This window comes from uncultured Flavobacterium sp. (assembly GCF_963975515.1).
In the GTDB taxonomy this organism is placed as follows: Bacteria; Bacteroidota; Bacteroidia; order Flavobacteriales; family Flavobacteriaceae; genus Flavobacterium.
In genome coordinates this window covers 160,837-182,868 of the sequence record NZ_CAXBGY010000005.1, presented here as the reverse complement: position 1 = coordinate 182,868, position 22,032 = coordinate 160,837, and the positions used below count along the sequence as shown (strand labels likewise).

General features: G+C 29.0%; 23 protein-coding genes. 14 read left to right on the top strand and 9 right to left on the bottom strand.

Going from position 1 to position 22,032, the window contains the following annotated elements:
- Positions 1 to 11: 11 nt before the first annotated feature.
- Together AAC008_RS08195 and AAC008_RS08190 are read right to left on the bottom strand one after the other, a co-directional pair.
- Positions 12 to 245, bottom strand: a complete 234-nt coding sequence (locus AAC008_RS08195; RefSeq protein ID WP_339888660.1) for a hypothetical protein — start codon at positions 243 to 245, stop codon at positions 12 to 14.
- 73 nt (positions 246 to 318) lie between these two features.
- Entirely contained in the window at positions 319 to 1,488 is a 1,170-nt protein-coding gene (locus AAC008_RS08190; protein ID WP_339888659.1) for a THUMP domain-containing protein, read from the bottom strand.
- A 170-nt stretch (positions 1,489 to 1,658) separates the two neighbouring features.
- Between AAC008_RS08190 and AAC008_RS08185 the strand changes: the two genes are divergently transcribed.
- Genes AAC008_RS08185 through AAC008_RS08145 form a run of 9 tightly spaced genes read left to right on the top strand, consistent with a single transcriptional unit; the run spans position 1,659 to position 7,211 of the window.
- Positions 1,659 to 2,417: a class I SAM-dependent methyltransferase gene (locus tag AAC008_RS08185; protein ID WP_339888658.1), complete on the top strand. Its 759-nt coding sequence runs from the start codon at positions 1,659 to 1,661 to the stop codon at positions 2,415 to 2,417.
- The gene (locus tag AAC008_RS08180; protein WP_339888657.1) at positions 2,417 to 3,139 is read left to right on the top strand and encodes a ZIP family metal transporter; all 723 of its coding nucleotides are present in this window, start codon (positions 2,417 to 2,419) and stop codon (positions 3,137 to 3,139) included. The genes AAC008_RS08185 and AAC008_RS08180 overlap by 1 nt, the downstream gene beginning before the upstream one ends.
- 5 nt (positions 3,140 to 3,144) lie before the next feature.
- Positions 3,145 to 3,639, top strand: a complete 495-nt coding sequence (locus AAC008_RS08175) for a hypothetical protein (RefSeq protein WP_339888655.1) — start codon at positions 3,145 to 3,147, stop codon at positions 3,637 to 3,639.
- Positions 3,640 to 3,668: 29 nt separating this feature from the next.
- Entirely contained in the window at positions 3,669 to 4,481 is an 813-nt protein-coding gene (gene murQ, locus AAC008_RS08170) for an N-acetylmuramic acid 6-phosphate etherase (protein WP_339888653.1), read from the top strand.
- A 9-nt stretch (positions 4,482 to 4,490) separates the two neighbouring features.
- Complete coding sequence (locus tag AAC008_RS08165; protein ID WP_339888652.1) at positions 4,491 to 5,183, top strand: hypothetical protein; 693 nt, start codon at positions 4,491 to 4,493, stop codon at positions 5,181 to 5,183.
- 5 nt (positions 5,184 to 5,188) lie between these two features.
- Positions 5,189 to 5,416, top strand: coding sequence for a DUF6095 family protein (locus AAC008_RS08160; protein ID WP_339888651.1), 228 nt, complete (start codon positions 5,189 to 5,191; stop codon positions 5,414 to 5,416).
- A complete protein-coding gene (locus tag AAC008_RS08155) occupies positions 5,403 to 5,978 on the top strand; it encodes a DUF1572 family protein (protein ID WP_339888650.1) in 576 nt (191 codons plus the stop codon). The genes AAC008_RS08160 and AAC008_RS08155 overlap by 14 nt, the downstream gene beginning before the upstream one ends.
- Before the next feature lie 52 nt (positions 5,979 to 6,030).
- Positions 6,031 to 6,414, top strand: a complete 384-nt coding sequence (locus AAC008_RS08150) for a DNA topoisomerase IV (protein WP_339888649.1) — start codon at positions 6,031 to 6,033, stop codon at positions 6,412 to 6,414.
- Between the two features lie 26 nt (positions 6,415 to 6,440).
- Positions 6,441 to 7,211 (top strand): TerC family protein, encoded by a 771-nt coding sequence (locus AAC008_RS08145; protein WP_339888648.1) that lies wholly within the window; start codon positions 6,441 to 6,443, stop codon positions 7,209 to 7,211.
- 58 nt (positions 7,212 to 7,269) lie between these two features.
- Here the strand turns inward: AAC008_RS08145 and AAC008_RS08140 are convergent, their stop codons facing one another.
- The 3 genes from AAC008_RS08140 to AAC008_RS08130 form a co-directional block, all read right to left on the bottom strand.
- A complete protein-coding gene (locus AAC008_RS08140) occupies positions 7,270 to 8,208 on the bottom strand; it encodes a TlpA disulfide reductase family protein (RefSeq protein WP_339888647.1) in 939 nt (312 codons plus the stop codon).
- 137 nt (positions 8,209 to 8,345) lie between these two features.
- Positions 8,346 to 11,054 carry a DNA gyrase/topoisomerase IV subunit A gene (locus tag AAC008_RS08135; protein WP_339888645.1) on the bottom strand — a complete coding sequence of 903 codons (2,709 nt, stop codon included), beginning with the start codon at positions 11,052 to 11,054 and terminating at the stop codon, positions 8,346 to 8,348.
- 77 nt (positions 11,055 to 11,131) lie between these two features.
- Positions 11,132 to 12,988 (bottom strand): DNA topoisomerase IV subunit B, encoded by a 1,857-nt coding sequence (locus AAC008_RS08130; RefSeq protein WP_339888644.1) that lies wholly within the window; start codon positions 12,986 to 12,988, stop codon positions 11,132 to 11,134.
- Between the two features lie 254 nt (positions 12,989 to 13,242).
- Here AAC008_RS08130 and AAC008_RS08125 point away from each other — a divergent pair, with 254 nt between their 5' ends.
- Positions 13,243 to 14,265, top strand: a complete 1,023-nt coding sequence (locus AAC008_RS08125) for a hypothetical protein (protein ID WP_339888642.1) — start codon at positions 13,243 to 13,245, stop codon at positions 14,263 to 14,265.
- Positions 14,266 to 14,374: 109 nt separating this feature from the next.
- Here the strand turns inward: AAC008_RS08125 and ychF are convergent, their stop codons facing one another.
- Positions 14,375 to 15,469, bottom strand: coding sequence for a redox-regulated ATPase YchF (gene ychF / locus AAC008_RS08120; RefSeq protein ID WP_339888640.1), 1,095 nt, complete (start codon positions 15,467 to 15,469; stop codon positions 14,375 to 14,377).
- 42 nt (positions 15,470 to 15,511) lie between these two features.
- The gene (locus AAC008_RS08115; protein ID WP_339888638.1) at positions 15,512 to 16,627 is read right to left on the bottom strand and encodes a hypothetical protein; all 1,116 of its coding nucleotides are present in this window, start codon (positions 16,625 to 16,627) and stop codon (positions 15,512 to 15,514) included.
- A 264-nt stretch (positions 16,628 to 16,891) separates the two neighbouring features.
- On the opposite strand from AAC008_RS08115, the gene AAC008_RS08110 reads away from it, so the two are divergent.
- Positions 16,892 to 17,425, top strand: a complete 534-nt coding sequence (locus tag AAC008_RS08110) for a hypothetical protein (RefSeq protein WP_339888637.1) — start codon at positions 16,892 to 16,894, stop codon at positions 17,423 to 17,425.
- Between the two features lie 61 nt (positions 17,426 to 17,486).
- On the opposite strand, the gene AAC008_RS08105 is transcribed toward AAC008_RS08110, so the two are convergent.
- The gene (locus AAC008_RS08105) at positions 17,487 to 17,837 is read right to left on the bottom strand and encodes a 4Fe-4S binding protein (RefSeq protein WP_339888636.1); all 351 of its coding nucleotides are present in this window, start codon (positions 17,835 to 17,837) and stop codon (positions 17,487 to 17,489) included.
- A gap of 147 nt (positions 17,838 to 17,984) precedes the next feature.
- On the opposite strand from AAC008_RS08105, the gene AAC008_RS08100 reads away from it, so the two are divergent.
- Positions 17,985 to 19,043 carry an acyl-CoA reductase gene (locus AAC008_RS08100; protein ID WP_339888635.1) on the top strand — a complete coding sequence of 353 codons (1,059 nt, stop codon included), beginning with the start codon at positions 17,985 to 17,987 and terminating at the stop codon, positions 19,041 to 19,043.
- Positions 19,044 to 19,104: 61 nt separating this feature from the next.
- Here the strand turns inward: AAC008_RS08100 and AAC008_RS08095 are convergent, their stop codons facing one another.
- Positions 19,105 to 19,671, bottom strand: coding sequence for a fasciclin domain-containing protein (locus AAC008_RS08095; protein WP_339888633.1), 567 nt, complete (start codon positions 19,669 to 19,671; stop codon positions 19,105 to 19,107).
- A gap of 232 nt (positions 19,672 to 19,903) precedes the next feature.
- Here AAC008_RS08095 and serC point away from each other — a divergent pair, with 232 nt between their 5' ends.
- Positions 19,904 to 20,983 (top strand): 3-phosphoserine/phosphohydroxythreonine transaminase, encoded by a 1,080-nt coding sequence (gene serC / locus AAC008_RS08090; RefSeq protein ID WP_339888632.1) that lies wholly within the window; start codon positions 19,904 to 19,906, stop codon positions 20,981 to 20,983.
- A 46-nt stretch (positions 20,984 to 21,029) separates the two neighbouring features.
- Positions 21,030 to 21,986 (top strand): D-2-hydroxyacid dehydrogenase, encoded by a 957-nt coding sequence (locus tag AAC008_RS08085; RefSeq protein WP_339888631.1) that lies wholly within the window; start codon positions 21,030 to 21,032, stop codon positions 21,984 to 21,986.
- Positions 21,987 to 22,032 lie beyond the last annotated feature (46 nt).

Here is a 22,032-nt window from a genome sequence, read left to right as displayed (position 1 = left end):
TGGTAAGTTTTCTATTTAATCTCTCTTAAATCCTTTAAAAAAATCCATTTCATAAATAACTTTTCTCCTTCATTTGTTTTTACCGTTTGAAATTTTGGTGCTAAAAGTGTTGAAATCACAAAACTAGTTGCTGCAATCCAAAGTCCTTGTAAAACACCAAATGTCATTACTACAAAATAGGAAATGATATAAAAAAATGTAAAACCTAAAAGATTAAATAAAAATGCTTTTGTCTTTTTGCTCATTGTTTTTTAAGGTTAAAAGGTTATATGTTTAATAGGTTAAAAGGCTGTCTAAAAATCTGAAATCTGAAAATCCTTATTCCAAATCGTTTGTTTGAAACTTAGTTCTTTTACTTCCAGCGTACATTTCGTATTTTACAAAACGAGCTTCCAATTTCCCATTAAATAACTTAATTTTTCTTGAAGGTCTTAATCCTACAAACTTCAATCCTTCTAAATTGGCAGTAATTAACCAAGCATTTGTGTTAGAATAGTTGTTCTTTAAAGTATCACCAATTTCTCTATAAAAACGTTCCATTTCAATATTCAAACGTTCTCCATAAGGTGGATTAAAAACCATGTGTAATGGTCCTTCTGTTTGCTTTTCTGTTTCAAAGAAGTTAGCTTCTCTAATTTTTACAAACTCATCTAAATTAGCGTTTTTGATATTATCTTTAGCTTTCATCACAGCACTTGGAGCTTTATCATATCCAGTAATCGTGTAATGAAAATCACGTGTTTTCTTTAATAATGATTCTAAAATTTTATCAAATAACTCACTATCCCAATCGCTCCATTTTTCAAAAGCAAATTCTTTTCTGTTAATATTTGCTGGAATATTACAAGCAATCATAGCAGCTTCAGCCAAAATAGTTCCACTTCCACACATTGGATCAATAAAATGAGAAGTTCCATCCCAACCAGATAACAACAACATTCCTGCTGCTAAAACTTCGTTTATTGGTGCAATATTTGTAGCCGTTTTATAACCTCTACGGTGTAAAGATTCTCCTGAAGTATCTAAAGAAACCGTAACCAAATCTCTATCAATATGTACATGAATTTTAACATCTGGAAAATCTTTGTCAATATCAGGACGAGTTCCTGTTTTATCTCTAAATTGATCCACAATAGCATCTTTTGATTTCAAAGCCACAAATTGACTGTGATTGAAATGATCTGAATGCAAAGTCGTTTCAATAACAAACGTTTGGTGTTCGCTTAAGTATTTACTCCAATCAATACGTTGAATTCCATCGTACAAAGATTTATCATTAAAAGCCTTGAATTCATTAATTGGTTTTAGGACTTTTAAAGCTGTACGCAAAGCTAAATTTGCTTTATACATAAATCCTTTATCACCATAAAAAGTCACGACTCGTGTTCCTACTTTTACGTTTTGAGCACCTAATTGCGTTAATTCTTTTTGTAATAGTTCTTCAAAACCAAATAAGGTTTTGGCAACCATTTTAAAATTTTCTTCCATTTTATGCTGAATTTACTTGTCCTGAATTCATTTCAGGATTTCAGTATCTTTTTATTACTATTGATAGTATTATTAAATTTCAAATCCCAAAAAAATCATAAATCACATACATCACACTTAAATTTGGAATAAGTTCTGCAAAAATACACTAATTTTGCAAGATGAATCCAATGGAAAAAGAATTAATGTCAACAAATACGAATAAAAAAGAAGAAAATTGGTTTGCTTCATGGTTTGACACCAAGTATTACCATATTTTATATAAAGATAGAGATTACAATGAAGCGCAAGTTTTCATGGATAATTTAACCCATTACTTAAATTTACCTGAAGAAGCCAAAATATTAGATTTAGCTTGTGGAAAAGGACGTCATTCCGTTTATTTAAATTCTTTGGGTTATGATGTAACTGGTGCTGATTTATCTGAAAACAGCATTATTGAAGCTTCAAAATCTGAAAATGACAAATTACATTTCAAAGTACACGATATGCGTGATGTTTGTGATAGTAAATATGATGCTATTTTCAATTTATTTACCAGTTTTGGTTATTTTGAAAGTGATGCTGATAATTTAACAACTTTAAAAGCTATAAAACACAGTTTAACCGAATATGGTTTTGCGTGTATTGACTTTATGAATGTTGATTTTGTAATCGAAAATTTAGTTCCAGAAGAAGTAAAAACGGTTGAAAATATTGATTTTCACATTAAAAGATATGTTAAAGACAATCATATTTATAAGGAAATTGATTTTGAAGATAATGGTGAAAAATTTCATTATACAGAAAAAGTTCAAGCTTTACGTTTAGCCGATTTTGAACGTATGATGGAAGAAGCTGAAATATATTTACTAGATATTTTTGGAAATTACAAATTACAACCTTTTTACAAAAACAAGTCAGAACGTTTAATTATGATTTTTAAATAATGAACTATTCTATTTATATATTCCCTTTATTATCAGTTATTTTAGGTTATTTAATTGCTAATTTTATACAACCAAAAAACAAAAAAAACTTAAAGTTACTTTTAGCTTTTAGTGGTGCTTTCTTGTTATCCTTAACTGTAATGCATTTGTTGCCTGAAGTTTATGAAGCAGAAGCTCGCTTACATGAAGGTCACAATCATGAAGGTCATTCTCACGGAACAAGCGTAATTGGAATTTTCATTATGATTGGAATTGTGTTTCAAATTATTTTGGAATATTTTTCAAAAGGTGCTGAACACGGTCATGTTCATGGTCATGATAAAATGAATACAATTCCTTGGTTACTGTTTTTTAGTTTGTGTTTGCACGCTTTATTAGAAGGAATGCCAATTAGCCAACATAACGAATTAGCTTACGGAATTGCGATTCACCACTTCCCCATTGCGATAATTTTGACTTTATTTTTTATTAATGCTGAACTAAATAAAAAAGCAATTCTATTTTTTATGTTGATTTTTGCATTTATGACACCTTTGGGAACATTTATTTCATCTAATTTGAATTTCTTAACTGATTATTACACTCAAATTTCAGGAGTTGTAATTGGTATTTTATTTCATATTTCATCTACAATAATTTTTGAAAGTAGCGAAGGACATAAATTTAATTTGGCTAAATTAATTGCTATTGTTTTAGGAATTACTTTGGCTGTATTTGTATAAAGATTATGAAAAATAATTTAAAATTATTACTTTGTGTTTTCATATTTTGTTCATGTTCTAGGATGACTCTTAAAAATGTTGATCATAGTATTATTTTGAATAATGAATCAACATTTTGTATTGCTAATGGTGAAGATAAAATTGGAACCGTTAGAAATTTAGAAGAGTTTTTAACAGATGAAAACATATATATTGTTCCATTTAAAAATGCTAAAAATGCAATTGAAAATAGAACAGCCGACCCAAACAGTATAATTAATAAAGACATTGAAAAAGCATTTAATATAAAAAATATAAATTCAATATATTCGATAGTACTTGATTATGATTATCAAAAAGATTTTATTGATTTAAAATATAAGCGTTTTAGATATAGTATAGTTGATTTAAATTCAGGAAATCCTATTATTTGGGGATTTTCATATAGTAATGATATGGAAACAACCTCAAAAACATTAAAAATTTTAGCCAAAAAAATTAAAAAACGAATGACTAATTAATATTTCTCTAAACTTTTTAACTTACAGAAATGAATTTTACAAAAACAACTGAACAAGCATCCAAATACGAACATTTAGAAAAAATGTCAGTTTCAGAATTGCTTTCCAATATAAATAACGAAGACAAAACGGTTCCTTTAGCGGTTGAAAAAGCCTTGCCACAAATTGAAAAATTAGTCGAAAAAGTGGTTGCTAACATGAAACAAGGTGGTCGCTTATTCTATATTGGTGCAGGAACTTCTGGACGATTGGGAATTTTAGATGCGTCTGAATGTCCTCCAACATTTGGAGTTCCATTTGATATGGTAATCGGATTAATTGCTGGAAGTGATGTAGCCATCAGAAGAGCTGTTGAAAACGCCGAAGATGATACAGAACAAGCCTGGAATGATCTAAACGAATGCATGATTACTGATAAAGATGTTGTAGTCGGAATTGCAGCTTCTGGAACAACTCCATATGTAATTGGTGGTTTAGAAAAATGTAACGAAAACAACATCACAACAGCTTGTATTACTTGTAATGAAGGAAGTCCGCTATCGAAAGTGGCTAAATTCCCTATAGAAGTTATTGTTGGACCAGAATTTGTGACAGGAAGTAGTAGAATGAAAGCAGGAACAGCTCAAAAATTAGTTTTGAATATGATTTCTACTTCAGCTATGATTCAACTAGGAAAAGTCAAAGGAAACAAGATGGTTGATATGCAGCTGAGTAATAATAAACTTGTGGATAGAGGCGTAAAAATGATTATGGCTGAAATTGATGTGGATTATAAATTAGCTTCAATTTTGCTTAAGAAATATGGAAGTGTTAGAAAAGCTGTTGAAAATTTTAAACCTTGAATCAATTAAATGATTAAAAGAAGAATAACAAATCTTAAAATTACTTTTTTTATTGCGATAGCTATTTTGCTTTCTGTTTGTAGTTTTCTTATTTTTCAAAATAAAACTTTTAAATATTGTAATAATGAGAGAGAATTACTTGGCATTAATGATACTTTAAAAGAAATAAATCTAAACTTAAAACAAAATAAAGAAAAACTAATTGAAGATATTGATAATCAATATAATTATGATATTTCTGATAAATTATTAAAATTTAAAATAAAACTTTCCAATGATCAATTTATTGGAATGAGCGTTTTAAGAATGGAAAAATATTTTTATTGTGGTTTTCATACTAAAGTTATATTTATTAATAGAAATAACCAATTACTACTTGAAGAACAACTGATTGAAAAAGAAAAAGTAAAAAACACAATCTATAATTTATTATTAAGTCAAAATTATTATGACAGATTTAATTTATCTTTGGAATGGGAAAGAACATCTTCATTACAAACAATTGAATATGTATTAATTCAGATTAAAGAAGCATATCAACTATATTATCAAACCAAAGCGAAAGAAAAATTTAATAAAAATATTTGTGAGTTAAATGAAGAAGAATTGTCAGAAATAAATCAATTAAGCTATAGTTTAATAATAACCAAAACTTATTTAGATAGAATTCCACCTCCACCTCCACCAATTCGAAAATATTAATAATTATGTCAACAAACAAAAAAATATTAGCAAAAGGAATAAAATATTTATCAGGAGCCTTACCTCTACTATTTATTGGCCCAGTTGTTATAAATAGTGCTTTTAAAAATCAAGAAAACCCATATTACGAAGTCGTCTTAGTAGTTGGAATCCTATTCTGTGGAATAGCCATTTTTTTAATTTTCAAAGGAGTTACTACAATTGTAAAAGGAATATTTGATGGAGATAAGTAATATATATTTGATTAGTGTAAAAAAGCAAATGCTTTATTACAAAACGGTTGCAGAAAAAGCAATGGATCAATTAGAAGAAGAGCAACTTTTTGTTTCGGTTAACGAAGATACTAATTCAATTGCAACTATAGTAAAACACATGGCTGGAAATATGCTTTCTCGCTGGACAGATTTTTTTACTACTGACGGAGAAAAAGAATGGAGAAATCGTGATAGTGAATTTGAAAACACGATTAATTCAAAAGAAGATTTATTAAACATTTGGAATAAAGGTTGGGAATGTTTTTTCAAAGCAATTGAAGATTTGAAACCCGAACAACTTTCGCAAATAATATATATCAGAAATGAAGGTCAAACTGCTCTAGATGCAATTAACAGACAATTAGCTCATTATCCATATCATATTGGGCAAATCGTTTTTTATGCTAAAATGCTAAAAAAAGAGGAATGGACAAGCTTAACTATTCCAAAAAATAAATCTATTAGTTATAATGCTGAAAAATTTGCTCAAGAAAAAAGTAACAAGCATTTTACAGACGATGAGTTGAAAAAATTACAATAAAAAAGATATTCAGATTTTCTGATTTTAGATTTTCAGAAATAAAAAAACAATTATGAAATACAATTTACAATTCACATTATACAGTTTACTTTTTCTTCTTCTTACGTCTTGTTACAATCAAGAGCGTAATTGCAAAGATTTTAAAACAGGTAAATTCAAATCGGAAATAGAAGTTGATGGAAAAAAATTAGTTTCTACTTTTGAACGAAATGATTCCATACAAATAGAAACTTTTGAAGGTATAACTGACTCTTATGAAATACGATGGACAAACGACTGTGAGTACATTATTAAAAATAGTAAGCCTAAAAATATGGCAGAAAAAAAAGCACTTCAAGTAAAAATATTGACTACTTCAAAAAAATCATATACTTTTGAATACAATTTCGTGGGTGAAGCTATAAAACAAAAAGGAATCGTTTACAAATTAGATTAAATCAATACTAACTTAAACTAAAATTAATGGAAGTTTTTTTAAATCCTGATGCATGGATTGCATTATTAACCTTAACTTTTTTAGAAATCATATTAGGAATAGATAATATTATTTTTATCTCAATTGTAACAGGAAAATTACCAGAAGAAAAAAGAAAAAAAGCCACACAAATTGGTTTGTTTTTGGCAATGTTTCTACGAATTGCACTTTTATTTGGTATAACTTTATTAATTGCCATGAAAGCTCCTTGGTTTAGCTTTGACTTTGGATGGTTCTCTGCTGAAATAACCGGTCAAGCATTAATATTATTACTTGGTGGATTATTTTTAATTTATAAAAGTACCAAAGAAATTCATGAAAAGGTAGATCATAAAGGTGAAGAAGAAGAAGAATTAAAAACTTCTGGTTCTGCAACATTTAGCAGTGTTATTACTCAAATTTTAATGATTGACTTAATATTTTCTGTTGACAGTATTTTAACTGCAGTTGGAATGACAAATGGTCTTGAAGGTGCTTTAATTATTATGATTACAGCTGTTGTTATTTCAGTTGGAGTAATGATGCTTTTTGCAGTTCCTGTTGGGAATTTTGTCAATAAAAACCCATCTATTCAAATTTTAGGATTAGCATTCTTAATCTTAATTGGTTTTATGTTAATTACTGAAAGTATGCACTTATCAAACGCTGAATTAGCTGGTCAACATGTTGGTGCAGTTCCAAAAGGATATTTATATTTTGCAATTGCTTTCTCATTAGCAGTTGAGTTTATAAATATGAATATGAGAAAGAAAAAATAAAACAAAAAAAAGCTTCTCGTAATTGAGAAGCTTTTTTTTATTTTTAGTTATTGTTATTTTAGTGAACAGTATTAGAACTTGCCACAACTTTAAATAAATTACTTAAAACTAAATTGAGTTCTTTTTTAGTAGTATTGTTTGAGCCACGCCATCTACCAATGATTACTCCATTTTTATCTATTAGAATTTTTTGTGGAATTGAATAAACAAAATAATTTTCTAATAAAGGTACTTCATTTGAAATTAAAGGAATATTTTTAAACACCTCAATTTTTTGTACTTCAATTGACTTTCTTAAAACCTCCATATTATCATCAATAGCAACATTTATTACCTCTAACCCATTTTGATTGTATTTTTGAAAAACTTCTTTTAAATAAACATTCTCATCAATACAAGACTGTGAAGTAGTATTTCCAAAAGTTAATAAGACATATTTATTATTCTTAAATGAAGCTAAACTCAAAGTTGTATTTCTAATATCTTTAACAACAAAATCAGGAGCATCACTACCAATATTGCTGTTTTTAAAATTAACTAATTGTTCTTTTAATTGCAGACCTTTTGAACTATTTTGTAGGTTAAATGCTAATGCATTATATAATGCATTAAAAGCTTCATATTTATCAGTTGCTTCACGTTTTGTTACTTTATAGTGTAAGACATCTAAAGATATTTGATTAGAAGGAAATTGTCTTATAAAACCAAATTCATTATCTAATTCTTTATCAGCATTTCTGTCAGAAAGAATTTCAAGTTCTTCAATTTTTTTTAATAAATTATTTTTAATAACAGTATCTGAAGTATAACTTATTTTTTCATAAATAACTTTATAAATTGACGCCAAAGAATCACGTGTTTTAAAAGTTGGTTTATGAACTTCATTTAATTTATTAATTATCTCCTTTTGTAATTTAGCATCTTGTGCATTTATAGTTAAAGTGCTAAAAAAAGTAATAATAAAAAAAACAATACATTTAAGTTTTAGATCTTTCATGATATTTAGATTTAAAAAATTGTACTTAATTGTGAGTAAAATTAATTAATTTAAAAACATTAACACCCAATAAGACAATGAATTACATGTCATTTATTAACATTTTAAGCATGCTTTATTAACAATTCAATGTCCCTTTAATCAAGTGATAGTGTAATTTGACCATCATCTTCTAAATCAGTTTTTATATCTTCAGAAACGTTATTTTCATCTTCAACTTCAATTTCTTCAGGGATTTCTGGCTCTGGTTCTTCGTAAGGTAAAGATTCTAAAAGATTGATTTGCTTAATTTTATCAGTCGTCAATTGGTTTCCTTGAGCTTTAATACCTTTTAAAGCAATAAAGTCTTCGATATTAACTTGTAAAGTTTCTTTTTGTTCTCCTTTTACTTTTGCAAAAACAACCTCAGCCATTGGCTTCCAATCTGTTGAAACAATTTCTAATTGTGATTTTTCGTGTTCTGAAATGAATATTTCTTCCTTATTTTCATTTTCAACTAAGAAACGTTTTATGTAATAACGCTCTTTTTCACCATCATAATAAATAGCAGAAATTGGTTTGTTTGGATTCCATTTTTCCATTACAATCATATCTGAATCAAAATGCGTTGTTAATTCTGGAATTATAGTTTTTAATTTACCTGATTGATTAATAATTAACAATCTATCATTTGGTCTAAATTCACCTAACAACTCACCTCTTCCGTCAACGTTTAATCTTTGAACCGTATCGTCAAACCAGACTTTTCTTGGTCTAAGTGTTGAAATTCCTTTCTCTTTTAATTCAATTTTTTTAATTGGATATTTGGTAACAGTATTTCCTTTTGAACTTCTTCCTTTGATTAAAATATCTGTAAAGTCTAAATCCCATTTCAGTTTTTTAACACTACCTACTTGGCGTAAAAGTATCGTAATTGTTTCTGCTTCACCATTTGGATTAGCAGAAAAATATAAAATTTGTGAACCTGGTTTTTCTTGTGATAAATGATATTCTTTATCACGAGTTATACTCGAAACATTGAATCGCTTAACAAAAGAAGCACCGTTTTTTCCGTCACGATAAATTACATTGTAAATCGTACGTTTATCATTTTTATCAAAAATAGCAATATGAATAATGTCTTTTCCAATAAACTTCTTGTCATCAACTTTGGTAATCACCATTCGGCCATCACGCAAAAACACAATAACATCATCAATATCGGAACAATCAGCTACATATTCGTCTTTCTTTAAACCTGTTCCTAAAAAACCTTCTTCCTTATTCACGTAAAGTTTTGTATTTCTTAAAACCACTTTTGTAGCTTCAATATTTTCAAAACTTCTTAGTTCTGTTTGACGTTCTTTACCTTTACCATATTTATCTTTCAACATTTGGAAAAAAGCTATTGTATAGTCAATTATAGTATCTAAATCATGCTTAACGCGTTCCATTTCAGCTTCTAACTTCGAAATAACGTCATCAGCTTTATCAGAATCAAAACGTGTGATACGAATCATTGGAATTTGCGTTAATTTCTGCAAATCATCATCATTAATTTCTCTAACGAAATCTTTTTTGAAAGGCTCAAAACTCTTATATAAGTATTCATTTAAAGTTTCTCTATCTGAATACAATTTGAAATCAATATACATTTCTTCACGAATGAAGATTTTTTCTAAAGTAGAGAAATGCCATTTATTCTCCAATTCGTCTAACTGAATTTCTAATTCGCGTTTAAGCAATTGAACTGTTCTGTTAGTAGAAATTTTCAACATTTCAGAAACTCCAATAAACATTGGCTTATTATCTCCAATAACACATCCTAAAGGAGCAATTGAAGATTCACATGCTGTAAAAGCATACAAAGCATCAATCATTTTATCTGGTGAAATTCCTGGAGTTAAGTGGATTAAAATTTCAACCTCAGCAGCTGTATTATCTTCAATCTTCTTAACTTTTATTTTTCCTTTATCATTTGCTTTCAAGATACTATCAATCAAAGTCGAAGTATTTGTAGAAAACGGAATTTGAGTAATGACTAAGGTTTGCTTATCTAATTGAGATATTTTGGCACGAACACGCACTCTTCCTCCACGAAGTCCATCGTTATAATTAGAAACATCAGCAATTCCAGCGGTTGGAAAATCAGGATATAATGTAAAAGGTTTTCCTTTTAATATTTTTATAGACGAATCTATTAATTCCACAAAATTATGAGGTAAAACTTTTGTGGATAAACCTACAGCAATTCCTTCTGCTCCTTGAGCTAAAAGCAAAGGAAACTTAACTGGTAAATTTACAGGCTCAGCTCTACGTCCATCATAAGAAGTTCCCCATTCTGTAATTTTTGGAGAGAATAAAATATCGTGACCTAGTTTAGAAATTCGAGCTTCAATATAACGAGAAGCTGCTGCACTGTCACCTGTAAGGATATTTCCCCAGTTACCTTGCATGTCAATAATCAATTCCTTCTGACCGATTTGCACCATAGCATCACCAATACTTGCATCTCCATGAGGATGATACTGCATAGTGTGCCCAACGATATTCGCTACTTTATTGTAACGACCATCATCTAACTCTTTCATAGAGTGCATAATTCTACGTTGTACAGGTTTAAAACCATCTTCAATGGCTGGAACAGCACGTTCTAGAATTACATACGAAGCATAATCTAAGAACCAATCCTTATACATTCCGGTTACTTTCGTAATCGTTTCTTCCGGATCTTCATTGTTTTCATAGAAATTATGTCCTGATGAAACATGAATATCATCAAAACCTTCCTCATTGTTGGAATTATCCTGATTATCTAAATTTTCGTCTTCGTTTGGAATGATGTTATCTTCTTCTTCGTCTTTCATTTTTATGCTGAATTATTTTCAGTATCTTAATATCTTAATTCAAAAATTACTGCTCACTTAAAACTGAACACTGAACACTAATCTTTTTCAATCACATCCAATTCAACCTTCAAATTGTTTATGATAAACTCTTGTCGGTCTGGTGTATTTTTCCCCATATAGAATTCAAGTAACGTTTCAATTGATGTTGCTTTATCTAACATTACTGGATCTAACCTAATATCTTCCCCAATAAAAAATTTAAACTCATCGGGTGAAATCTCTCCCAAACCTTTAAATCGAGTTATTTCTGGTTTTGGTTTTAACTTTTCAATGGCTGCTTTCTTTTCTTCATCGCTGTAGCAATAAATGGTTTCTTTTTTATTTCTAACTCTGAATAAAGGTGTTTGTAAAATATATAAATGTCCGTCTTTAATCAACTCTGGAAAGAATTGTAAGAAGAACGTAATTAATAACAATCTAATGTGCATTCCATCGACATCGGCATCGGTTGCTATTACAATATTGTTGTAACGCAAATCTTCCATCGATTCTTCGATATTTAAAGCAGCTTGCAATAAATTGAATTCTTCGTTTTCATATACAATCTTTTTTGACATTCCATACGAATTCAAAGGCTTTCCACGTAAACTAAAAACCGCTTGTGTATTTACATCACGACTTTTGGTAATCGAACCCGATGCAGAATCTCCCTCAGTGATAAAAAGTGTACTTTCTAAACTTCTTGGGTTTTTGGCATCCATTAAATGCACTCTACAATCACGTAATTTTTTATTGTGAAGATTCGATTTCTTAGCTCTGTCTTTTGCCAACTTACGAATTCCTGATAATTCTTTACGTTCTCTTTCTGCTTGAAGAATCTTACGTAGTAAAGCATCTGCAACTTCCGGATTTTTATGCAAATAATTATCAAACTTAACTTTGATGAAATCATTAATAAAAGTCCTTACTGTTGGACCGTTTGGACCAATATCTGTTGAACCTAATTTGGTTTTTGTCTGACTTTCAAAAACAGGTTCTTCAACTTTAACTGCAATTGCAGAAACGATTGATTTACGAATATCTGAAGCCTCAAAAGGTTTGTTATAGAATTCTTTTATACTTCGAACAATAGCTTCTCTAAAAGAACTTAAATGTGTTCCTCCTTGTGTAGTGTTTTGTCCGTTTACGAAAGAATGGTATTCTTCTGAATATTGTGATTTACTATGTGTGACAGCAATTTCGATATCTTCACCTTCTAAGTGAATGATTGGATACACCATATCTTCATCAGCTATGTTTTCTTCTAACAAGTCTTTTAGTCCATGTTCAGAAAAATATTTTTCACCATTAAAATAAATAGCTAAACCACGGTTAAGATAACAGTAGTTTTTAAGCATCTTAATGATGTACTCATTACGAAACTTATAATTTTTAAAAATGGCTTCATCGGCTACGAAAGATACTTTTGTACCTTTTCGTTTAGTTGACTCTTGAACATCTTCTTCTAAGATAAGATTTCCTGCAGAAAATTCAGCTGCTTTTTGTTGGTTATCTCTTACGGATTCTACCCTAAAGTAATTCGATAAAGCATTCACGGCTTTTGTTCCGACACCATTTAAACCTACTGATTTTTTAAAGGCTTTGGAATCGTATTTTCCACCCGTATTCATTTTAGAAACTACATCAACTACTTTTCCTAAAGGAATTCCTCGGCCATAATCGCGAACCGTTACCATTTTATCTTTAATGGTTACTTCAATGGTTTTTCCTGCACCCATTACGAATTCATCGATACAGTTGTCAATAACCTCTTTAATCAAGATATAAATACCATCATCTGGAGAAGAACCATCACCTAATTTTCCAATATACATACCTGGACGCATACGAATATGCTCTTTCCAATCGAGTGAACGTATATTGTCTTCGTTATACTGAATTTGATCTGACATAAAGTGTTTGAGAATTTAGGCTAATATACTGTAATTAGTAGAAAATTGAAAGGATTGGAATTAGAAGATATTAAGAATGTTATTCACAATTTTGGATGAGAAGATAGAGAATAGAATAAAGAAAATAGAGAATAGTTTTTTGAAGGGAAATTTTATTATATTTGAAGTATTAACTTACAGATTATTATAAATCAAAAACTTTATTATTTTTTATATATGAATTGTGAGTAATTATAAAAGTAAAAAACACATTTATGATAGAATTTTTTAAAGGTTTATTAGAAGCTTCTCGTGACAGATTAAAAAATCCAATTCTAGGAACATACTCAATATCCTTTATATTATTTAATTGGCGTCCTTTATTATTTTTAATGTTTTCCAAAGCATCTATAGAAGATAAAATAATTGTAACAAACTCATTATATTGCTCATGGGGTGCCCTTTTATGGCCTTTACTTATTACAATTATAATTGCATTTGGAGTTCCATATTTTATGTTATTAGTAGATATAGCACTTGTAAAATCAAAAAAAGATAGAAGACGGATTAGACATGATGAACAAATAATTAGTCTTGATGAACAAATAACAATAGCTACCAAAGAATTTGAAATTCAAAGTAGAAAATCAGGAACCAAAACAATTGAATTATTACAAGATTCTATTTCAAGTTTGGAAATAGAAAAACAAACATTACAAGAATCAATTAATTCTGAACGTGAATTAAACTCGACTGAAGTTAAAAAATTGAATGATGTATTAAAAAATGAAATAGAAAAAAATAACCATTCAAAAAATAATCCAGAAATTTCATTTTCAGAAAAAGCTTTCGAAACATTTAATTATCTACAAAATTCTAATAAATTAGAAGAGTTTTATAATTACTTTGACGGTTTCGCTTTATCTATAAAACTTGATGAAGAAACAATTAAATATTACAAAAATCTAGGCTTATCAAGGCAAGCTGAATTTGGTAGTAAATACACTGAACTAGGATTTGAGGTTTATCAACTTATTTTTGAAACTAACAACTCTAAAGATATAAAAAAAGAAATGTCAAGTTTATTAAACAAATTGAATAATCATGAAATTCAAGTATTAAAAAACCTATCCTCTAATGATAATCTTATTATTAATTTTCAAGAAGGGTTTAGAAAAATAATAATTTCAGAACTACTTGATTCAGGTTTTATTTTTAGAAATGATAAGCAAGAATATAAATTAACTAGAACTGGTGCAGCATTCCGAAATTTAATTGCATTAAATAATATTGATTAAAAACATTACGAATAGTTTATCATTTTTAAAGTATTTAAAACCAAAAAAAACCTGCAATCAAATTACAGGTTTTTCTATTTTCTATTCTCTTTGTTCTATTTTCTATGAACTAAACATTAAAACGGAAATGCATCACATCACCATCTTTAACGATATATTCTTTTCCTTCTACTCTTAGTTTTCCAGCTTCTTTTACTTTAGCTTCTGTTCCAAACGTTGAAAAGTCTTCAAAAGCAATAACTTCTGCACGTATGAATCCTTTTTCAAAATCAGTGTGAATAACTCCAGCAGCTTGTGGCGCTGTATCTCCTACTTGAATTGTCCAAGCTCTTACTTCTTTTACACCAGCTGTAAAGTAGGTTTGTAAGTTTAATAATTTGTAAGCAGCACGAATTAAAACGGCTGAACCTGGTTCAGTCAATCCCATATCTTCTAAAAATACTTGACGTTCTTCGTAACTTTCTAATTCTGTAATATCTGCTTCTGCTCCTACTGAAAGGATAATTACTTCTGCATTTTCGTCTTTTACTAATTCTCTAACTTGTTCTACATATGCATTTCCTTTCACTGCAGATTCTTCATCTACATTACAAACATATAAAACAGGTTTTAAAGTAATTAATTGAAAATCCTCCATTAAAGCTTCTTCATCTGCATTTTGAGGAACAACTGTTCTTGCTGATTTTGCTTGTAACAAGGCTTCTCTGATTCTATCTAGTAAGGCTTTTTCAGTTTGCGCTTCTTTATTTCCAGTTTTGGCTGCACGATTTGTTTTTTCTAAACGTTTTTCAACTGTTTCCAAATCTTTTAATTGCAACTCTATGTCAATCGTTTCTTTATCGCGAATAGGGTTTACATTTCCATCAACGTGAATAATGTTATCGTTATCAAAACAACGTAACACGTGAATAATAGCGTTACATTCTCTAATATTTCCTAAGAATTGATTTCCTAAACCTTCACCTTTACTTGCTCCTTTAACTAAACCTGCAATATCAACGATATCAACGGTTGCCATTTGCACACGTTCTGGTTTAACTAATTCTTCTAGTCTATTAATTCTTGGATCTGGTACGTTTACTACTCCAATATTTGGTTCTATGGTACAAAAAGGAAAGTTTGCACTTTGCGCTTTTGCGTTTGACAAACAATTAAATAAGGTTGACTTTCCTACGTTTGGTAATCCTACAATTCCTGCTTTCATCTTGAAATTTTAAATAAGAGTGCAAATATAGAAAATGTAAAGCTACTTTCTCAAGTTATTTATAATATCTTTTTCGGTTTCGGTTAACAAAACTCCAGTATCAATATCCCAAAATTCGGTTAGAATACTATCCGTTTTATTAAGAAGTGTTTTGTCTTTAAAAATTTCAGCATCTTGATATTTAAAAATATTGGTTCTAAACTCGGTTGTGATTAGATAATTACTGATTTCAAATTTTATCTCTTTTTTATTTTTTTCGGTTATAAATCCAATTTCTTCTTTGGAATTGGCTAAATAATAGTCTTTAGTTTCAACTCTATAAGTAGTTCTAAAATTAGATTTGTAAATTTTTCTATTTTTGAAATCTAATATTTTCGAAGTTTTCTCTGCTCTGTTTTCTGGAAGAAAGGAGGATACTTCTAGAATTATTTTTTTCTTATTATCATATAAAATTGAGTACTCTGACATATAACCCTCAACTGTTGTGTAGGGCTTGACTCTTAAAAGTAAATAATTTTTGTTTTGAGGATAAGTCAATAATTGAAAGTCGTAACGTTTTTTAGCTTTTGAATCCAAAATTTCATCTAAATATTTAAACTGATAATAATTCTCCATCAAGTTATTGAGGTTATAACCTAGTAAATCTTTATCAAATTCGTCAACAAGACCAATGGTTCTATTTTGTTCTACTAAAATATCAGTCTTAATGGTTCTCTTATCACCTAAAATTTGAAAATTTATTAATCCATCATTATAAAAAGCATACTTGTTATCTCTTTTAAAAAATTCTCTTGTATAAACACGTAAGTTAGCCGGAACTGTTATTTTTTTGATTGAATTTTTAATCAGATCTTTTAAAATATCTTGTGGATGTCTGTCAGTTAAAATAACTTCTTGTAGTAATTCAGTTTCTTTTTCGAGTGTTATGATGTTAACTCCATCTTCAATTAATGTATTAGATTTGACTTGGAGTTTTTTGTAAGAAGTATGTGAAATTTCAATTAATGAAGGTCTTGTCAAACTCAATTGAAAAACTCCTTCAGAATTACTAATTAAACCTTGATTTGTTCTAAGAACAGTAATTACTGCATCTTCAATTGGTAAATCTGTATCAGCATCTTTTAAAATTACAGTAATTTCTGCTTGTGAAAAACTCATCACCGAAAAAAATAGAAAAAATAAAAGGCAAATTTTCTTGATATGTTTATCTTGTTTATTCAATTTGCACAGCTTTAAAATTTTCAACAAATTTATTCTAAATTAATAGAATTATAAGGTTTTTCAGCAAAGACTTTTTAACAAGAATTAGCCAAGTAATTAACAATTAAAGTGGTAATTATGTAATCAATTTAAAAAATAGTAAAACACAAACTACTTAATACTAACTAAATTTGTAATGTAATTAATTAAAACTTTAAAATTATGAAAAATGTAATAGTAACTCTATCCTTAATCTTATGTACAAGTTATGGATTTGCTCAAAACAAAAATGTTCAGACAGAAGAGAAAACCACTGTTAGAACTATAAAAGATTCTGATGGTGAGAAAAAAATTGTAAAAAAAGAAGAAACAAAAGAAGTTCAAAATATTGAATTTGAAAAAGATGCTAAAAACACCTTAAACAAAGAGACGAAACAAACACCTGTAGAAGTAACTTCTACTACTGAAGTAAGCGTTGATGGTGTAACGCGCTCTATTGACGTAGATCGTTCTGCTTATTATGAATTAAATGGAAGAAAATTTGAGGTTGCAGTTGACAAAGCTGGATATAACTTAAACAATACTAATGGTGAAAATCTAGGTGTTTTGAGAAAAACTTCGAACAATAATTATATTTATATTGAAAAAAAGAAAGTCTCTGTTGGTTATTTTGACAATGAAGGAAACTTAATTTTAGAAACTTATGATCCTAAAAATGATGTTTTGATTATTAATAAATACATAATGGTTAAATAATAGTATTTAATGTACTTTAAAAAAAAATCCTGAAGCTAACTTCAGGATTTTTTTTTAAAATTTATTCATTATGTAAAAATGCTTGTCTATTTAGTAAGGTTTCATCACTTTCCACGTGTTCATCATCAGGAACACAACAATCAACTGGACAAACAGCTGCACATTGAGGCTCTTCGTGAAAACCTTTACATTCTGTACATTTACCTGGAACAATAAAATACAAATCATCAGAAATTGGTGTTTGAGCAGCATCTGCATCTATTTCTGTTCCATCTGGTAATATTACTTTTCCTGAAAGCTTTGTTCCGTCTTTATATCTCCAATCATCTGCTCCTTCATAAATTGCTGTATTTGGACATTCAGGTTCACAAGCACCACAATTTATACATTCATCTGTTATTATAATCGCCATTTTATATGCTTTAAAAATTATTAAGTCAAGTCGAAAGTCGAAAGCTAAATACTTTAGACATTATGACATTAGACTTTGAACTAATTATCTTATTTTTGCACAAAATTACAATGTTATCTATTTAAAAACAAGTTACAAATGTTACAAATGTCAAAAATTGAAATAAAAAATAGTTTTGTTGAGTTAGGAAATTTTCTAAATCAGTTTGCATTAGAAGGAAATATAAAAAATGAAGCTATAAAAAATAACGCTACTTTTTTTGACGCATTTGTAGATTTGATTCAGTTATCTCAATCACATAATGGTTGGTTTACACCAGAACAAGTATATTTTTCTATTCAATCTTGGGCGAAAGCTTTAACCGAAGAAAACCTTACCCAATGGCTTTCAGCTTATGAATTAAAAGAAACTGAACCAAAAAACATTGGATTAATTTTAGCTGGAAATATTCCTTTAGTTGGTTTTCATGATTTTTTAACGGTTTTAATTACAGGAAACAATGTCTTAGTTAAAACATCTTCAAACGATCAACATTTAGTCAAGTTTTTAGCAAAATTTTTAATAGCTTTAGATGAAAGGTTTGAGAAAAAAATAACATTTGTTGAAGGTAAATTAGAAGGTTTTGATGCTATAATTGCAACAGGAAGTAATAATACATCACGTTATTTTGATTATTATTTTAAAAAAGTTCCAAATATTATCAGAAAAAACAGAAATTCAGTTGCCATCTTAACAGGTGATGAGTCAAAAGAAGATTTAACTAATTTAGGTGAAGATATTTTTAGATATTTTGGGCTAGGATGTAGAAATGTTTCTAAATTATTTGTGCCAAAAGGATATAATTTCAAAGCTTTTTTTGAAGCAATTTTTGAATATAAAGATGTTATTTTTTATGAAAAATATGCCAATAATTACGATTACAACAAAGCCGTTTTTCTAATGAGCTTGTACAAATTATTAGATAATGAATTCTTGACTTTAAAAGAAGATTCAAGTTACTCCTCACCTATTTCAAGTGTTTTTTATGAATTTTATGATGATTTAGATGAAGTTAAATCTCGATTAAAATTAGATGAAGAAAAAATTCAGTGCATTGTTTCAAATAATATAGTTGAGAATAGTATTTCCTTTGGTCAAACCCAAAAACCAATGCTTTGGGATTATGCTGATAATATTGATACTATTGAGTTTATAAAAAGTTTATAAAAAAGAAAAGAGCCTCCTTTCGGAAAGCTCTTCTCTAACAAAAAACAAATCTAAATTAAAATTATGCTTTAGGTGTAACCACTGAATCAATTACGTGAATTACCCCATTTGATTGGTTAACATCAGAAATTGTAACTTTTGCAGAAGCACCATTTTCGTCTGTTAAATAAATATCTTTTCCTTTCATCCAAGCAATTAAAGTTCCACCACTAACTGTTGTTAAAGTAGCTTTTCCATCTCCTTTTTTAATGGAAGCCATTAAGTCTTTAGCATTCATTTTTCCAGCAACTACGTGGTAGGTTAACACAGTTTGCAACAATTTCTTGTTTTCTGGTTTTAATAAAGCTTCTACTGTTCCTGCTGGCAATTTATCAAACGCAGCATTTGTTGGGGCAAAAACGGTGAATGGTCCTTCTGACATTAAAGTTTCAACTAAATCGGCTGCTTTTACGGCTGCTACCAAAGTTGTATGATCTTTTGAGTTAACTGCATTTTCAACAATGTTTTTTGAAGGATACATTGGAGCACCTCCTACAGTTACTGTTTTTTCTTTTTGAGCAAAAGCATTTCCTGTCAACATTAAAGTGAATGCAATCATAGCTACTGATAAAATTTTTCTAGTTTTCATAATTCTTTTTTATTAAGTTATAGTGATATTTACGGCAGAAGTCTATTTTTGGATTTAAAAAAGTTTATATTTTTCTAGATTTAACACTTTCAATTGAAAAAAAAAATTGTTTTAAAGCACAACTACAACGTTATTGTTAATAACACAAGGGTATTATTGCTAAATTATTACCCTCATTTTATTCTCAATTTCCGAAATTTGCCTCATACAATTAACTACTTACACATTTAAAATGAAAAAACACAACTACAGTGCTGGACCATGTATTTTGCCTCAAGAAGTTTTTGAAAAAGCGTCACAAGCCATTTTAAACTTTAATAATTCAGGTTTATCTATATTAGAAATATCACACAGAAGTAAAGATTTTGTAGCCGTAATGGATGAAGCAAGAGCTTTAGTTTTAGAATTATTAGGATTAGATGGCAAAGGCTATCAAGCGTTATTTTTACAAGGAGGTGCAAGTTTAGAATTCTTAAGAGTTCCATATAACCTTATGAAAGTTGATGGAAAAGCAGCTTATTTAGATTCAGGAACTTGGGCAAATGGAGCAATTAAAGAAGCTAAACCATTTGGAGAAACTATTGTAATTGCTTCATCTAAAGAAAGTAATTATACTTTTATTCCTAAAGATTATGCTATACCGACTGATGTAAATTATTTTCATTGTACATCAAACAATACAATCTTTGGCACTCAAATGAAATCATTTCCAGAAACGAATGTTCCAGTGGTTTGTGATATGAGTTCAGATATATTTTCAAGAGTTTTAGATTTTTCAAAATTCGATATCATTTATGCAGGTGCACAAAAAAACATGGGACCTGCTGGAACAACTTTAGTTGTAATCAAAGAAGATGTATTAGGTAAATCTGGAAGAAACATTCCTAACATATTAAACTACGAACAACATATTACTAAAGAAAGTATGTATAATACGCCTCCAGTTTTTGCAGTTTATACATCTTTACTTACCTTGCAATGGTTAAAAAATAAAGGTGGAATTGCGGGAATTGAAAAAGAAAATGAAGCAAAAGCGGCTTTATTGTATGCTGAAATTGATAGAAATCCACTTTTCAATGGTGTTGTAGCTACTGAAGATAGAAGTATTATGAATGCAACTTTTACCTTAAATAATGCAGCACATCAAGAAACTTTTGATACTATGTGGAAAGCTGCAGGTATTTCTGGTATAAACGGACATCGTTCTGTTGGTGGTTATAGAGCTTCAATGTATAATGCTTTACCTATTGAAAGTGTTCAGGTATTAGTAGACGTAATGAAAGAATTAGAGAGAAGTTTAAGTAAAAAATAAATTAATAATCAGCATCGAAAGATGTTGAAATAAATTCAGCATAAAAATGAAAGTATTAGCCAACGACGGAATTTCAAAAAGCGGCATAAAAGCCTTAGAAAAAGCTGGTTTTGAAGTGATTACAACAAAAGTAGCACAAGAACAAGTAGAAAATTATATCAATAGCCATAAAATTGACGTAATTTTAGTAAGAAGTGCTACTAAAGTTAGAAAAGACATCATTGATAATTGTCCAAGTTTAAAAATCATTGGTCGTGGTGGTGTTGGAATGGACAACATTGATGTAGATTATGCACGTAGCAAAGGCTTACATGTAATAAACACTCCGGCTTCTTCATCTGAATCAGTTGCTGAATTAGTTTTTGCTCATTTATTTTCAGGAGTTCGTTTTTTACACGATTCCAATAGAACTATGCCTTTAGAAGGTGATACAAATTTCAACGGACTAAAGAAAGCTTACGGAAATGGAATGGAATTAAGAGGTAAAACTCTTGGTATCATTGGTTTTGGAAGAATTGGTCAAGCTGTAGCTAAAATAGCTTTAGGGTTAGGGATGAAAGTTATCGCAACAGATAAATATGTTGGTGAAGCTGTAATTCGTGTGGACTTCTATAACGGACAATTTATTAATGTAGATATTGTTACAGAACCTTTAGAGGATTTATACAAGCATTCTGATTTTATTACTTTACATGTTCCAGCTCAAGACGGTTATGTAATAGGCAGAGACGAATTAAAAATAATGAAAGAAAATGTTGGAATTATCAATGCAGCACGTGGTGGCGTAATTGATGAAGTTGCTTTAGTAGAAGCTTTAGATGAGGGTAAAGTTTTATTTGCAGGATTAGACGTTTTTGAAAAAGAACCAACGCCAGAAATGAGAATTTTAATGCATCCAAAAATTTCTTTAACACCACATATTGGAGCTGCAACAGACGAAGCACAAGATAGAATTGGCACAGAACTTGCAGAGCAAATAATAAGTCTACTTAAAAATAATTAATATTTTTTAAGTATATTTAACATATTTTAACTTTAAAAATAACATA